Below are 16,001 nucleotides of genomic sequence, written 5' to 3'. Positions count from 1 at the left end.
TGGCCATCGCAGTGAGGAAGCAACCATGACACAAAATCTATACCGGCTCATTTATTTAAGTCGCAACACGATTCCCGGCAGTAATGAAAATGTTCATAAGGAAATCGAACAGATACTGGCGATTTCCCGGCAACGCAATACGGCATCCGGTATTACCGGCGCGCTCATGTTCAACCGGGAATGCTTTGCTCAGGTGCTCGAAGGTGTACACGATGATATTCAGGAAACTTTCGAGCGCATTCAGTGCGATCCGCGCCATGGCGATGTAGTCGTTCTTGATTTCGAGCCGGTAGACGCGCGCCGTTTTTCGCAATGGTCGATGGGCTACATCGGCTACGATACGCTGGCCAGCAAGGAATTCACGCAAATCCAGCTGGCAACCGGGTTCGATGTGAAACAACTCAGCGGGGAACGCATATACGATCTGCTGCATGTGCATTTATACGCGGCTGAAAAAGCCGGCAGCGACCTGGAGAAAATTGCTTAACCCGGACAAAACCGCTTATCGATTGCTTTACAGCAAATCTTCATCCCACCGGGAAAACTTTCCGGGTTCCGGTACCGCCAGCAAACCGCTTCGCCATTCCAATCCGCCTTATGTTCGCCGCAATTTCCGGTAACCGCAGATCCCCGTTCCAATGCCCGACTGGCTAAATTTTACGCATCGTGTACCCCATAACCAGGGCAACCGTCCTAAAAAATTAAGGAACATCTGACTACAGCATTAAACCGTCTTACCGGTTAGCATAACGCCTTAGTGTTGAATATATTGTTGGCAGCAATTGGATTTATTTTTACTCACTCAGACACAAGGTGAACATCATGAAACGCATCATACAACTCGCAGCCGGATCTCTCATTACAGCTTTCTTCTCTACATCCGCATTGGCGGTAACCGTATCCTGGACGGATTGGACCACCTCAACCGATTCGTTTTCAGCATCCGGCGATCTGTTGGTCGGATCAACCTCGGTCGGTGTCGGTTACTCCGCTACCGGCGCACATTCTTTCGTAACAACCGGTGCAGGAACGAATTTTTGGACCGGAACAGCGTATACCAACGGCACCGTCGATAATGCACCACCCGCTTCGGATATCGTTGCACTCAGTACAGGTGGCACAGTCACGATCACGTTTTCACAAACCGTCGTGGATCCATACATCGGATTGGTCAGCTGGAATGGCAATACCGTGGATTTTGGCGTGCCTATCGTGATCGACAGTTTCGGTCCCGGATACTGGGGTTCCGGCACACCTATTCTGAACGGAACAAGCACGGGATTCTTCGGTTCCGGTGAAGTTCATGGCGTGATCAGACTGCCGGGTTCTTTTGATTCCATCACGTTTACCCATGTCTCCGAAGGCTGGCACGGATTTACAGTCGGTGTCGCCGGTATCGCACCGGTTCCCGAACCCGAAACTTATGCCATGCTGTTAGCAGGTCTTGGATTGTTGGGTTTCGCAGCACGCCGCAAAAAAGCAAACGCATAGTCGCATTTCACTGCATTGCTCACAAATCCCGCTCGCGTAGCGGGATTTGTTTTTCTAACCGGACGAAATTCCGGAAAACACTCGATTCTTCCCGTCCCGCTTGACATGCCCTAAATTGACTCCGCAGCTGCGGAATCGATGCTCGGATGCGATTGCAATTGCGGAAACAGCACACGCTCCTCATAGCGGACATGCGCAGCCAATAATTCGCCGAACCGCTGCACTCGCGCAGGCAAATCCAATTCACAAGGCCCGCAAGCCAGCCCGCGCAATTCCGCGTGCTCAGCCAAAACACGTGCAGCGGATTCAGTATCCACCGCATCCGCCGCCAAACGCAGCAATTGTTCTTCTCGAGCGAAATGCTCACACAATACGATTCGCCAATGTTCTTCGATGCGCTGCTTCATCGCTGGAAGAACCGCACTATCCCCGCTCTCCGCTGCTTGACGGACAGCACGCGCTAACACCAGCGACGAATGGTGCTCACGGGATAATGCAAGTAAAGCGCCGGTTCGGGGCATAAGTGAGAATCCAAATAGTCAAGGCTGATTAGCCGATTTACCATAACTCCAATACAACATAAACCCGGTAAAAATCATCCCGCCAAACAAATTCCCCGCAATCACCGGCAATCCGTTCCACAACCACCAATCCGCGATGGTGATATCCGCACCCAGCCACATACCGGCGGGGATGACGAACATGTTGACGATGGCGTGTTCGTAGCCCAAACCGAAGAAGGTCATGATCGGCAGCCACATCGCGGCGATTTTGCCGATGGTGTTGGTCGAAGTGAAGGCCATGACAGCGCCCAAGGTTACCATCCAGTTACACAGCATTGCGCTGGTAAACGCAGCGATCGTGCCGTCGAAGCCCAGTTTGGCGTATTCGAGCGTTTTAGTTTCGGCGATGGTGATAGTGCGTTGCAATGCCGGGATAGTGGCGGGGTCGATAGAGCCCATTTTAGTGGCCACGATGCAGTATAAGTAGGCGTAGGTGACGCTGCCAATCAGGTTGCCGGTCAGCACCCAGGTCCAGTTGACGAGCAGGCGATTGAACGGCGCTCTTTTGTCTTTAACGGCAATCGGGATCAACGCGAAATTACCGGTGGCGAGTTCCAGTCCGAGCAGCACGATCATGACAAAACCCACCGGGAACACCAAGGCGCCGGCGATGCCCCAGCCGGTTTGCGTCGCTGCCAGAATCGCCAGCGTGGTGGCGTAACCCAGGAAAGCGCCGGACAAAAAACCACGCAGCAACAGCTGTCCGACCGGCAGGTTGGCTTTTTTCGCCCCCGCTTGCAGCATGTTTTCAACGATTTCTTCCGGTTTTACATACGCCATGACGCATTCTCCAATGACAAATTCGAGGCTGCGATTTTAGCGTATTATCCGGCGGAATTTTTTTCCGGCAGAAAGATTTGCAGTAAATCGTTGAGGAATCGTCTGCCCAAGATGGTCGGTTTGATGCGCAGATGATCGTACACCAGCAAACCGCGTTGTTCGGCTTCATCCAGCTGTTGCCGCACGGCGCTGAGCGGCAGACCGGTGCGCCCCTGGAACAATGCCGTATCAAATCCGCCGGTGAGCCGCAGCGCATTCATCATGAATTCAAAGCCACGGTCTTCAGCAGTCACTTCCTGGTGTGTGTGAATCAACGATTCACCGGATTGCGCTTTGGCCAGATATTCTTTCGGTTGCTTGTAACGCATTTGGCGCACGATCTTATCGGCGAAACTGATTTTGCTGTGCGCGCCCGCGCCAATCCCCAGATAATCGCCGAACTGCCAGTAATTCAGGTTATGGCGCGACTCCTTGCCTGGGCGTGCAAACGCCGAGGTTTCGTAATTACAGTACTGCTGGCTTGCCGTAACTTGTTCAATCATTTCCTGCATCGCCGCCGCTTGTTCGTCATCGGGTAGTTCCGGCGGAAAACGGTGAAACAGTGTATTCGGTTCGAGCGTCAGATGATAAGCGGAAATATGCGTGACACCCGCAGTGCATGCGGTTTCGATATCGTTTTGCGCTTGCGGCAAGGTTTGCCCGGGTAGCGCATACATCAGGTCGAGATTGATATTGTCGAAATTCTTTTGCGCAATCTCGACGGCGCGATGCGCCTCTTGGTCGTCATGCACCCGCCCCAGTGCTTTCAGGTGCCGCGGATTAAAGCTTTGAATGCCGATCGACAAACGGTTGATGCCTGCGGCGCGAAAATCGGCGAATTTCTGCGCTTCAAACGTGCCAGGATTGGCTTCCAGCGTGACTTCGGCGAAATGTTCCAGCGGCAGCAATGTACGCACCGCCGTCAAGATGATATCGATCGACCGGGCGCTGAACAAGCTGGGCGTACCGCCACCGAAAAATACGCTGCTCAGGCGCCGCCCCCACACATCGGCCAGGGCGAGTTCAAGATCGCGTAGCAGTGCCGCCACATATTCGTCTTCGGGTGTTTGATCGTCCTGCCCGCGAATTTCGTGCGAATTGAAATCGCAATAGGGGCATTTCTTCAGACACCAGGGAATGTGAATATACAAACTCAGCGGCGGCAGTGCTTTAAGTTTTGGAACTGGCAAACCGGTCATCGATTTATCCGATCTTACGTAAGGTCAACAACGGCGGACTCGATAGCGCTGAGCGCGTACCCAGCAAACCGGCGATTAACACACCGGCCACGCCGATGGACACGCCCACCACCCAGATCCAGGGATTAAACGTGTAATTAAGATGCAGCACATGCTTACCGATCACATACCCTAATGCGCTGGCGCCCGCCGAGGCGAATAATCCGGATAGTCCGCCCAGGATCGCAAACTCCGCGGCCCAGGCGCGCGACAATTGCTCTCGCCGCGCGCCCAGTGCCCGGAAAATAGCCGCTTCGTAGATGCGCTCATCCTGCGTTGCGGCTATCGCGGCGTACAGCACAGCAAAGCCGGCCAGCAGTGTAAACACAAAGACAAATTCAATCGCTTGCGAAACCTGCTGGATCATCTGCTGAACTTGATTGATCACCGTCGCCACATCGACCACCAGAATATTCGGAAACGCTTTAACCAATTCATGCACTCGATGAATTTCCGTTGGCGGCACATAGAAACTGGTGATGTAACTGGCCGGGTAATTTTCCAGCAAACCGGGCGGCACAACGACAAAAAAGTTGACGCGGAAAGTATCCCAATCGATTTTCCGCATGCTGGTGATTTTGGCGGAAAAATGACTACCCGCGATATCGTAGGTCAGTTCATCGCCCAGCTTGACGCGAATGGTTTTGGCGATGCCTTCTTCGATCGACAATTCCGCTTTCTGTGTACCGGCAGCCCACCAAGCACCCTGCACCACTTCGTTATCCGTTCCCAGTTCATCGGCCCAGGTTAAATTGAATTCGCGCCGGATATGCCTCTCCGCATGCAAGTCATCGGCATAATCCTCCGCGGATACTTCCTTGCCATTAATTTTGATCAAGCGGCCGCGAACCATCGGATACATCCGTGGCGGTTCCAGTTCATGCTGCTGGAAAAATTCCTGCAACGGTTCCAGCTGATCCGCCTGGATATTCACCAGAAAATGATTCGGTGCGTCCGGCGGCAAGCTGGTGTGCCAATCGTCGATCAAATCATCCTGGATCAGGGTCAGCACCAGTAAAGCCATCAATCCCAATCCCAGCGCCACAGCTTGCAGAACACTTGAAACCGCGCGACGGCGGATACTGGCCAGACCATAGCGCCACGCACCACCGGCCTGATGCCGCAGGCTCGACAACAAGCGGATCAGCAACCAGCCGAGACCGCCAAAAATGGCGATGGCCGAGATAAATCCCGTCACGATATAAAGCCCCAGTTTCAGGTCTTGCGCTTTCCAAATAAACAGCAGCGATAGCGCCGCCAGCCCCAGTAAATAGCCCGCGATGCTGTGTGCATTGGATAAACCGATATCCCGGCGCAGTACGCGCAATGCCGGAACGCTGCGTAAATTGAGCACGGGCGGCAAGGCAAACCCAAGCAGCAAAACCATCCCCACCAGCAGACCTTGCACCGCCGGCAGCCAGTTCGGCCACGGTAATTCGGTTTCGACTAGGCCGGTCAGCCAATGCGTCAAAATTTGCTGCGCGGCGAAACCGAGCAAACAGCCAATGCTGCTGGCGATCACTCCCAGGGCAACGAAATAATAAACATACAGATAAAACAGCTGACGCTGGCTGGCGCCCAAACTGCGCATCACGGCGCAACCATCCAGATGGCGCTGGGTAAAACGGCGCACGGCCAAGGCAATTGCAGCGGCGGCCAAAACCACGCTGGCCAGCGCTGCCAGGCTAAGAAATTTTTCCGAGCGCTCCAGCGCGGCTTTAATTTCCGGACGCGCATCGCGTATGCCTTCGAGTCTCTGCGCTTTAGTCAGTTGCGGTTTTGCCCAATCACGGAATTGCTGCACCACATGCGGCTCACCCGCGATCAGCAATTGATAGGAAACACGGCTGCCTTCCTGTATCAGTCCGGTTTTTTCCAGATCGGCGGCGTTGATGATAGCGCGCGGCCCCATGTTGATGAATCCTACCGAATGATCCGGTTCGCGCACCACCAGCTCGGTGACTGTCAATTGGGTAATGCCGACATCGACCACATCGCCCATCTTAAGATCCAACCGGGTCATGGCTTTTTCATCGACCCAGATGGTGCCCGGCTGGGGAATTCCATCGGCTGCACGAATTTCTGCTTGCGCCGCGGAGGCTTGTGATGACTGATTGGCCAAATGCACACGTCCGCGTAACGGATAGCCTTCGGTAACCGACTTAATCTCAGTTAGAAGATTGCTGTCCTCATGGGAGAGCATGCTGGCAAGTTTGGTCAGCGATGAAACGGACAAACCAAGACGCCGAGCTTCACCGGCGTATTGCTCGGGTAGCGGCTGGCTCGAAATAACCAGCAAATCCGCGCCCAGCAATTGATTGCTTTCACGCGCCAGCGCCGATTCCACCCGGTCGGCAAAAAACCCGACCGTGGCAATGCCACTGACGGCAATGATCAGAGCCAGCAGCAAAACGTTGAGCTCACCCGCGCGCCAATCGCGATGCAGCATGCGCAAAGACAGCTTAAAATGATTCATGAAAATGAGAGCCTTGATGAAGAAATAGAGAATAAATACCCGCGCTGCTCAGTTTTTGCAACTACCGCACTAACCGCCCATCCGCCAAGCGAATCTGGCGCGCACAACGCCGCGACAAAGATTCATCATGCGTAACCAGTACCAGGGTCGTGCCATGCTCGCGATTGAGTTCAAACATCAAATCGATAATTTGCACACCGGTAGCCGAATCGAGATTGCCGGTAGGTTCATCGGCCAATAACAATTTCGGATCGGTTGCAAACGCGCGTGCAATGGCGACCCGTTGCTGCTCTCCACCGGATAACTGTTTGGGATAATGATGCAGGCGCTGACCCAATCCGACTCGTTCCAGCAATCTTCGCGCAGTGGCTTCCGCGTTGCCGGTGGCGGCCAATTCGAGCGGCAGCATAACGTTCTCAATTGCAGTCAACGCAGGCAATAGCTGGAATGATTGAAACACAAAACCGAGAATCCTGCCGCGCAATGCCGCCCGGCTATCTTCATCCAGCGAGAAAATATCCACCGCATCCAGATGAACTTTCCCGGAAGTCGGCAAATCCAATCCAGCCAGCAGCCCTAATAAAGTCGATTTACCGGAACCGGATGCACCTATAATTGCAACCGCTTCACCAGGATTTACTTGCAATTCGATATCCTGCAATATAGTCAATTGCTGATCGCCGGTATTCACTTGTTTGGTGAGCGCCTGCGTCCAAAGAATGGGTTGATTAATACGATTATCTGACATGAAAAAAAATTTCCTGATTATTCTGATTTTTGTTTTTACTTTCGCCACCCCCGCTACTGCATCCAGCAAAACAGTATTGGTCTTTGGCGATAGCCTGTCCGCCAATTACGGCATAGCGAGAGAAGCCGGCTGGGTTGCATTGCTCACGCAACGGTTACAATCCGAATTTGCCGATTATCAAATCATCAACGCCAGTATCAGCGGTGAAACCACGCTGGGTGGCCGCAACCGGATTCAGCAAACCCTTGAGAAACATCAGCCTGAGATTATTATCCTTGAGCTTGGTGCAAATGATGGTTTACGCGGCGCGGCAATTAAATCCATCTATAACAATCTGGCGGCGATCATTGAAAAATGTCAACAGCACAACGCTTTGGTCTTACTGGCTGGAATGCAACTGCCGCCCAATTATGGCATGACTTATACACAAAAGTTCCAGGCTATTTTTCCGCAACTCGCTGAAAATTATAAAATCAAATTAGTACCGTTTCTACTAGCCGGTTTTGGTGATAAACACGAATATTTTCAGGCCGATGGAATACACCCGAACGAAGTTGCGCAGAAAAAGATTGTAGAAAATGTTTGGGAAGTTTTATACACCATGTTCAAAACCAAACAAGTTGCCGCCACCCCGGAAAACTAGCAACGCATTATAGCACCTGGACTCATTCACTTAAGATTCGCGAGTGTGTGACGCTTGCGCATGCTCCAAACCATCGATAAATTTCTGTAGATCCATCGACAACGGCGATTGCAGTTGCATGCGCGCTCCCGAAACCGGGTGTGTGATATGTAGCGTGTGAGCGTGCAGAAACATACGCGTCAGCTTATTTCTTCCGCTGGCTTTAGCCAGTTGCTTGTTCACTTCAAAATCACCGTACTTATCGTCACCGGCGATGGGAAACCCGAGATGCGACAAATGGACGCGAATCTGGTGTGTCCGCCCGGTTTTAATCTCCGCATCGAGCAAGCTGAAATTTTTCCAGGATTTTTGCAGTGTAAATATCGTATGCGCCTGCATCGGCTTGCTGTCTTTGTGAGTCCCGCTGGCAACCATCACACGCCGTTCACCGGCTGCTGTCACAAATTTGTCGAGCGCCAATTTGACATGTTGCTTGGTGTTACGCCATTCCCCTTTGACCATCACCCGGTAATGCTTTTCCATCAAACCATCACGAATTTGCCGGTGCAAATCAACCAGCGCGCTTCGTTTCTTCGCCAGCAAAAGCACGCCGGATGTCTCCCTATCCAAGCGGTGCACCAGCTCGAGAAATTTCCAGGTTGGATGCTGAGTGCGCAGCTGTTCGATGACACCGAAACTGATACCGCTGCCACCGTGAACCGCCATACCGCTCGGCTTATCAATCACCAGTAATGCGTCATCCTCGTACAAAACGGTAAAGTTAAAAAAATTAGCCGGGGCAATCTGTTTGGCGGCAATTTTTTCGGTGATCTTGATCGGCGGAATCCGTACCATATCACCCGATTGCAGGCGGTAACTGACATCTATCCGTTTTCCGTTAACACGAACCTGACCGCTTCTCACCAATTGATAGATGTGGCTTTTCGGTACATTCCTAAAACGCCTGAATAAGAAATTATCAATCCGCTGATCGTTTTCTTCTTCTCCTATGCATTTTTTGACGATTGACGCAGGGGATTGAGTATTCATTGTCACATTTTTGATTATTTCGGTTATTGATGAAAAGAAATGCAGATTTCTGACAAAAATCTAAAGATTTTACTTATTTCTTTTTAAAGTTGTTGCTGTAAAATTACCGTCCTTACTCGCTACAAACAGTGTTAATAATAATATTGACATAAAACAAAGTTCTATTTGGAACTTTATGTAAAATCTGTTACCTTAAACGAGGACAATAAAACCTGCTAAGTAGAGCATGGACGAGCTTTAATGACTTCAACACGAAAAGAATTTCACCAATAAAAATAAGATACTGAAATATAATAATAAAATAATTGAATTGATAAATAAGCATTACAATAAAATTATTAAATCAAAGCCTCGTCATTACAACTACGCATACCAAAAAAATCTAACCGAAGAAATTGCGGGTAGTGTATTTATAAATAGAACACGTAAGGCTTGTAAATGAAACGAATGTTATTTAATGCGACCCAACCTGAAGAGTTGCGAGTTGCAATCGTCAATGGTCAGACACTGATCGACCTTGACATCGAATCTATCAGTAAGGAACAACGTAAAAGCAATATCTACAAAGCTGTCATCACACGAATAGAACCCAGTCTGGAAGCCGCATTTGTAGATTATGGCTGCGAACGTCACGGTTTTTTACCCTTCAAAGAAATAGCCTCCTCTTGTCTTGCCGAAAATGGTACCGCCAATGGCCGCATTCAGGATTTATTGCAAGAAGGCCAGGAATTAATCGTACAAGTCGATAAGGATGAACGTGGCACAAAAGGTGCTGCGCTGACAACCTATATCTCACTGGCTGGCCGGTATCTGGTTTTAATACCCAACAATCCCAATAGCGGAGGCGTATCACGCCGTATCACAGGCGAAGAGCGCAACGATTTACGCGAAGTAATTGCGCAGCTCCAAGTGCCTGATGGAATGAGCATTATTGCCAGAACCGCCGGAATTGGCCGCAGCACGGAAGAGTTGCAATGGGATTTGAACTACCTGACGCAACTCTGGTATGCAATTGAAGAAGCAGCCAATCATCAGGATGGTGTTTTTCTGATCTATCAGGAAAGCAGCTTGGTGATTCGCGCGATCCGCGACTATTTCAGCCAGGAAATCGGTGAAATCTTAATCGACAGCCGCGATATCTATGAACAAGCCAGTCAGTTCATGGCGCATGTCATGCCCGCCAATGTCGATCGCCTGAAGTTTTATCACGACGATGTCCCGCTTTTTTCACGCTTTCAGATCGAACATCAGATAGAAACCGCTTATTCCAGGCAGGTTACGCTTCCTTCCGGCGGCGCAATCGTGATCGATCACACTGAAGCGTTAGTATCCGTTGACGTCAACTCAGCACGCGCTATCCGTGGATTGGATATTGAACATACCGCTTTAAATACCAATCTTGAAGCTGCCGATGAAATCGCCCGGCAATTGCGCTTGCGCGACTTAGGCGGATTGATTGTCATCGATTTTATCGATATGGATGTGCAACGCAATCAACGTGAAGTTGAAGCCAGGCTGCACGAAGCATTGCGGCAAGATCGCGCGCGCATCCAAGTCGGAAAAATATCGCGCTTTGGTCTGCTGGAGTTATCACGGCAACGTCTGCGCCCTTCCCTGGGTGAAAGCAATTATATTCCGTGCACACGCTGCCACGGTACCGGATTCATCCGCGGAACCGATTCTTCGGCATTACATGTGCTGAGAATCATCCAGGAAGAAGCCATGAAAGAAAATACCAGTGCATTGCACGTCCAGCTTCCGGTGGATGTGGCCACTTATCTTCTGAATGAGAAGCGAGCGGAAATTTATGATATTGAAGTGCGACAGCGGATTAGTATCGTCCTCATACCCAATATCCATATTGAAACACCCACGTACAATATTACCCGAATACGCCACGAAGACAGCAAAGCAAACGAATCCATAGCGAGTTATAAACTAGTCGAAAAAAATACCGAGGAAAATAACCCGGTCATTTCCGAGCAAAGAAACAAGCCCACCCGTCCTCAAGCCGCAGTTCAAGGCATAACACCCGCTCAACCTGCACCGATCCGCGAAGATAGATCACGCGATACCTCGCTGCTGGATAAATTTTTCAGCTGGTTTAAGCCCGCACACAGCGAAGAAACAAGGATTGATCTTGAAGAAAAGCCTGTTGAAGATAAAACCCGGCAGCAGGAGCGTGGACGCTCGCGTGGACGCCGTGGGCGCAACCGCAATGAGCGCAAAGATACTTCCGCGCAAAAACCGGCCAAGCAGAGCGATGCACCAGATTCAACCGGTGCGGCGCAGGATTTCAATAATCCGGAATCCGGGCAATCATCTCAATATGATTCAGTAGCTGCGGAGTCTCCAAGGAACAATCCGAGGAGAGTCGCTCAGCCAGCTACTACAGGCTTTGTGGAAGCCGCCGAGATTACCGATATTTCTACCGCGGAAACAGGAAACGCTGAAAGCAGCGGTACGAAAACCGATGAACGCAGACGAAGCCGCCGGCATCGTGGCAATAAAAACCGTGACCATAACGGACAAGCGAGAAATGCTGCGGAAAACCATGAAGCCGTGACTGATGAAGCACCCGGTGATGCTGTTCAACAGGATGAATATCCAATCAGCCTGCAACCAGCAGTAGTGGCAGCGGAAGCGATACCTGCTAACGAAGATTCACCGCCTCCCGCTGCTAAAAAGCAATCCAGCAGGAGAGCACCGGCAGCTAATCAAACAGTGCAAAACAGTACCATTCAACCCGAATCTCCGCCGATTCCAGCCCCAATAGCGGAAATCAGTGTGCCCAAGGAACTTCCGGATTTGAGCAAAAGCGGCCTGATCATGATAGAAACGCCACCCGAGAAAGTCGAAATGGTAACTGATGAGATCATTATCCCTAAAAGACCACGCAGAAGGGTTAGAAAAGCCGCCACGCCACAAACCGAGCCGCTGATGCAAGTTGAAACGCGCGAATAAGCACCTGTAACAAGCAGCAGGCACACTGAGTCTAATGTGCCTGCTCCCAATTATCCCCAACACCGACTTCGATCAGCAGCGGCACATCCAGCTGCAACACATTGCCCATACACTCCGGCAAGGTGTTTTTGACTACTGCCACTTCATTCTCCGGCACTTCCAGAACCAACTCATCGTGCACCTGCATGATCAATTTGCTGTTTAACCTTGCCTGATGCAGCCAGTTACGCACCGCGATCATCGCCAGCTTGATGATATCGGCGGCAGTACCTTGCATCGGTGCATTAATGGCGGCTCGCTCCGCGCCTTGGCGGCGGTTTCCATTGGCGTTATTGATTTCGGGCAACCATAACCGGCGTCCCAGCACGGTTTCCACATACCCCAGTTGCCTGGCTTTTTCGCGAGTTTGCCGCATATACGTGTCCACCCCCGGATAGCGGGCAAAATACCGTTCCATATACGCACGAGCGGCACTGCGTTCGATACCAAGTTGAGACGCCAGGCCGAACTCCGACATGCCATAGATCAAACCGAAATTAATCACCTTGGCGTAACGGCGCTGCTCTTGATCAACTTGATCCAGCGGAATTCCGAGAATTTCCGCAGCCGTTGCGCGATGGATATCTTCTCCGGCGGCAAATGCCTTGAGCAATCCTTCATCCTGGGAAATATGCGCCATGATGCGTAACTCGATTTGCGAATAATCCGCTGAAATGATTTTGTGACCCGGCGGCGCAATGAATGCTTCGCGGATTCTACGGCCTTCGCTGGTACGCACCGGAATATTCTGCAAATTCGGATCGGAACTGGCCAAACGCCCGGTCACAGCGACCGCCTGTGCATAATTGGTATGCACCCGGCCGGTATTGCGATCCATCATCAATGGCAGTTTGTCGGTATAGGTCGACTTCAGTTTGGCCAGACCGCGATAATCGAGCAACAGTTTGGGCAATGGGTAATCCAGTGCCAATTGTTGCAGCACATCTTCATCGGTGGAAGGCACACCGGTGGGTGTTTTTTTGATAACTGGCAGTTTGAGTTGAGTAAACAGAATTTCCTGGATTTGCTTCGGTGAATTCAGATTGAAGGGTTGTCCTGCCAGCGTATGCGCTTGTTGCTCCAGTATTTGCAATTTTTCACCCAATTCGTGGCTCTGCCTTTGCAGTAGTTTATAATCCAACAGCACACCGTTGCGCTCGATTTCAAACAGCACATCCAGAACCGGCATCTCTATTTCACGATAAATGTAGTTCAACCGTTCATCCTTCTGAATGCCGGGATACAGCGTTTGGTGCAAGCGCAGTGTGATATCCGCGTCTTCCGCGGCATACTGCGTGGCGATATCAAGTGCCACTTCGTCGAACCCGATGCGATTCACGCCTTTGCCGGTCACATCGTCATAACTGATGGTTTTCACATCCAAATGACGCAGCGCCAGACTATCCATATTATGCGGCCGGTGCGATTCCAGCACATACGATTGCAGCAACGTGTCATGCACAATGCCGTTCAACTGAATTCCATGATTGGCGAACACATGCTTATCGTATTTCAAGTTCTGCCCCAATTTGGGTTTTGCCGCATCCTCCAGCCATGGCTTCAATCGATTCAATACCGCCTCAAGCGCAAGCTGCTGCGGTACACCGGCGTAGTTGTGCATCAGCGGAACATACGCTGCATGATGGCTTTCAATGCAAAACGAAATGCCTACCAGTTTCGCCTGCATCGGATTAAGACTGGTCGTTTCGCTATCCACTGACACCAAGGGCGCTGTATCCAGCCGGATTAACCATTCGTCCAACTCGCTTTCGGTCAAAATCATTTGATACATAGCGGGGCAATCCGCTGCGGCAGGAGTGCTGCTATCGTTCATCGCGTCACCCGGCATTTCATTAACAGCAATCGATCCGGATTGGCTCTCGATCATCTGCTGGCGCAATTCGCGCAAAGACGATTTCATATCGAGCTGTTCATACAACTGGGCTAATCGCTCGGTATCCTGCGGCTGCGGCGCAAGATCGGTAATGCTCACAGGCAAATCGACATCGCATTTAATCGTGATTAATTGACGCGAGGTATCGAACCAACCGAGTGCCTGACGTAAATTGTCACCGACCGCGCCTTTGATTTCACCGGCATGCGCAATCAGATTTTCCAGCGATCCGTACTGCGCCAGCCACTTGACCGCTGTCTTGGGACCCACTTTTTGCACGCCAGGCACATTGTCGGACGTGTCGCCGACCAGCATCAAATAATCCAGCATACGATCCGGCGGCACACCGAATTTAACCTGCACGTTCGCTTCATCGAGCACTTCGTTGCTCATGGTGTTCACCAACATCACCTGCGGATTCACCAACTGCGCGATATCCTTATCGCCGGTCGAGATGATGCAACGCATACCGGCAGCGGCGGCTTGTTTCGCCAACGTACCGATGACATCGTCGGCTTCCACGCCATCGACGATCAGCATCGGCCATCCCATCGCGCGAATGCAAGCATGCAAGGGCTCGATCTGCACCGCCAAATCGCGCGGCATTGGCGGCCGGTGCGCTTTATAGTCGGGATACAGTTCGTCGCGGAAAGTTTTACCTTTTGCATCAAACACGCACGCGCTATAATCGGCGTGGTAATCCTTGTGCAAGCGCCGCAGCATATTGAGCACGCCATGAATTGCACCGGTCGGTTCATTGTTATGATTACGTAAGTCTGGCAATGCATGAAAAGCGCGATACAAATACGATGAACCGTCAACCAGCAACAATGTTTTCATTGATAAGATTTTCCTATGAGCCTATACGATAAACCGGCCACGCATTTGTCTGTGGATAAACCCTGGTCAGCAAAAGAATCATGGCGCTTGTTCGGCATTATGGCAGAGTTTGTCGAAGGAACAGAACGTCTTGATACCATCCAGCCCGCCGTGAGCATTTTCGGCAGCGCGCGCACCGACCCCAATAATCCGCACTATAAATTAGCCGAGCAGATTGCCAAACAGCTTTCCGATGCCGGTTTTGCGGTCATTTCCGGCGGCGGCCCTGGTATCATGGAAGCTGCCAATAAAGGCGCTTATTATGGCAAATCACCCAGCATCGGATTGAATATCCAGCTGCCGCACGAGCAGCATCGCAATGCTTATCAGGATATCAGCCAGACTTTCCGGCATTTTTTCGCGCGCAAATATATGTTTGTCAAATTTGCCACGGCTTACGTTGTGCTGCCCGGCGGTTTCGGCACTCTGGACGAATTAATGGAAGCGCTGACATTGGTGCAAACCGGCAAAACCCGCAAGATGCCGATCATTCTCGTGTATTCGCAATTCTGGCGCGGTTTGCTGGATTGGTTTCAGAACACTTTGATCACTGAAGGTTTCATATCGGCGGAGGACATGAATCTGATTCAGGTCATTGATGAACCGGATCAAATCGTCAATGCCATTTTTAAATATTATGAAAGCAGCGGATTTGAACCGACTGCCGCCGAGCGAGAAATTCAACTCAATCTTTAACTGTCCGCGATGATTTTAGGTAGAATACCCGTTAATCTCGACCCGCCGGTAACCAACATGATGTACCTGTATCCACTTATTTTTATCTTGGTGATCATTTCTGCATTGCCTGCCATGGCGCAATCCGATCAGCCGAAGCAGGCTAAAAAGCTTTCGCACCCGGATAACCTCATTCCATTGCCGGAGCCTCCCGAGTTACCTAAAGAATTGGCGGATCCTCCACCGCTTCCGCCTGATATTCAGCCGGATCCCGAACTGGAAACGCAAGTGACCATCATCAAGCGCGGCGAAGACACCATTGAAGAGCATCGCGTCAACGGAGAATTGATGATGATCAAGGTGATTCCGCGCATCGGTCCGCCGTATTATCTGAAAAAAAATATCAGCCGCGGCCATACGCACGCAGGCGATGCCGGTATTGATGTCAGTCCGCCAATGTGGCAATTCTTGAAATTTTAACCCCGATAAAAAGCGAAAGCACGTAATCCGATGAAACCTTTCTGTTTCCACTTTTCCGCTTTT

General features: G+C 51.0%; 13 protein-coding genes. 6 read left to right on the top strand and 7 right to left on the bottom strand.

What is annotated here, in order from left to right; all coding sequences use genetic code 11:
• Positions 1-25 precede the first annotated feature (25 nt).
• Together R2083_RS05905 and R2083_RS05900 are read left to right on the top strand one after the other, a co-directional pair.
• Entirely contained in the window at positions 26-487 is a 462-nt protein-coding gene (locus R2083_RS05905) for a BLUF domain-containing protein (RefSeq protein ID WP_317530939.1), read from the top strand.
• 335 nt (positions 488-822) lie between these two features.
• Positions 823-1,491 carry an FxDxF family PEP-CTERM protein gene (locus R2083_RS05900; RefSeq protein ID WP_317537844.1) on the top strand — a complete coding sequence of 223 codons (669 nt, stop codon included), beginning with the start codon at positions 823-825 and terminating at the stop codon, positions 1,489-1,491.
• A 110-nt stretch (positions 1,492-1,601) separates the two neighbouring features.
• Here the strand turns inward: R2083_RS05900 and R2083_RS05895 are convergent, their stop codons facing one another.
• The 5 genes from R2083_RS05895 to R2083_RS05875 form a co-directional block, all read right to left on the bottom strand.
• The gene (locus R2083_RS05895; protein WP_317537843.1) at positions 1,602-2,012 is read right to left on the bottom strand and encodes a hemerythrin domain-containing protein; all 411 of its coding nucleotides are present in this window, start codon (positions 2,010-2,012) and stop codon (positions 1,602-1,604) included.
• A gap of 18 nt (positions 2,013-2,030) precedes the next feature.
• Entirely contained in the window at positions 2,031-2,834 is an 804-nt protein-coding gene (locus R2083_RS05890; RefSeq protein ID WP_317537842.1) for a formate/nitrite transporter family protein, read from the bottom strand.
• Positions 2,835-2,878: 44 nt separating this feature from the next.
• Complete coding sequence (gene hemW / locus R2083_RS05885; RefSeq protein ID WP_317537841.1) at positions 2,879-4,072, bottom strand: radical SAM family heme chaperone HemW; 1,194 nt, start codon at positions 4,070-4,072, stop codon at positions 2,879-2,881.
• A 4-nt stretch (positions 4,073-4,076) separates the two neighbouring features.
• On the bottom strand, positions 4,077-6,587 hold the full coding sequence (locus R2083_RS05880; protein ID WP_317537840.1) for an ABC transporter permease: 2,511 nt from the start codon (positions 6,585-6,587) through the stop codon (positions 4,077-4,079).
• Between the two features lie 61 nt (positions 6,588-6,648).
• On the bottom strand, positions 6,649-7,335 hold the full coding sequence (locus R2083_RS05875) for an ABC transporter ATP-binding protein (protein ID WP_317537839.1): 687 nt from the start codon (positions 7,333-7,335) through the stop codon (positions 6,649-6,651).
• Between R2083_RS05875 and R2083_RS05870 the strand changes: the two genes are divergently transcribed.
• The gene (locus tag R2083_RS05870; protein ID WP_317537838.1) at positions 7,334-7,978 is read left to right on the top strand and encodes an arylesterase; all 645 of its coding nucleotides are present in this window, start codon (positions 7,334-7,336) and stop codon (positions 7,976-7,978) included. The two genes, R2083_RS05875 and R2083_RS05870, sit on opposite strands and share 2 nt — an antisense overlap.
• Before the next feature lie 30 nt (positions 7,979-8,008).
• On the opposite strand, the gene R2083_RS05865 is transcribed toward R2083_RS05870, so the two are convergent.
• Positions 8,009-9,007, bottom strand: coding sequence for an RluA family pseudouridine synthase (locus R2083_RS05865; protein WP_317537837.1), 999 nt, complete (start codon positions 9,005-9,007; stop codon positions 8,009-8,011).
• Between the two features lie 438 nt (positions 9,008-9,445).
• On the opposite strand from R2083_RS05865, the gene R2083_RS05860 reads away from it, so the two are divergent.
• The gene (locus tag R2083_RS05860; RefSeq protein ID WP_317530948.1) at positions 9,446-11,971 is read left to right on the top strand and encodes an Rne/Rng family ribonuclease; all 2,526 of its coding nucleotides are present in this window, start codon (positions 9,446-9,448) and stop codon (positions 11,969-11,971) included.
• A 31-nt stretch (positions 11,972-12,002) separates the two neighbouring features.
• On the opposite strand, the gene polA is transcribed toward R2083_RS05860, so the two are convergent.
• Positions 12,003-14,744 (bottom strand): DNA polymerase I, encoded by a 2,742-nt coding sequence (gene polA, locus R2083_RS05855; protein WP_317530949.1) that lies wholly within the window; start codon positions 14,742-14,744, stop codon positions 12,003-12,005.
• Between the two features lie 15 nt (positions 14,745-14,759).
• On the opposite strand from polA, the gene R2083_RS05850 reads away from it, so the two are divergent.
• On the top strand, positions 14,760-15,479 hold the full coding sequence (locus tag R2083_RS05850) for a TIGR00730 family Rossman fold protein (protein WP_317530950.1): 720 nt from the start codon (positions 14,760-14,762) through the stop codon (positions 15,477-15,479).
• Positions 15,480-15,488: 9 nt separating this feature from the next.
• Positions 15,489-15,938 carry a DUF2782 domain-containing protein gene (locus tag R2083_RS05845; protein ID WP_317530951.1) on the top strand — a complete coding sequence of 150 codons (450 nt, stop codon included), beginning with the start codon at positions 15,489-15,491 and terminating at the stop codon, positions 15,936-15,938.
• Positions 15,939-16,001: the final 63 nt, after the last annotated feature.

This window comes from Nitrosomonas sp. Is35, assembly GCF_033063295.1.
Taxonomy (GTDB): domain Bacteria; phylum Pseudomonadota; class Gammaproteobacteria; order Burkholderiales; family Nitrosomonadaceae; genus Nitrosomonas.
Note: the sequence above shows the minus strand (reverse complement) of the source record. Positions and strands in the feature narration are given on the sequence as shown.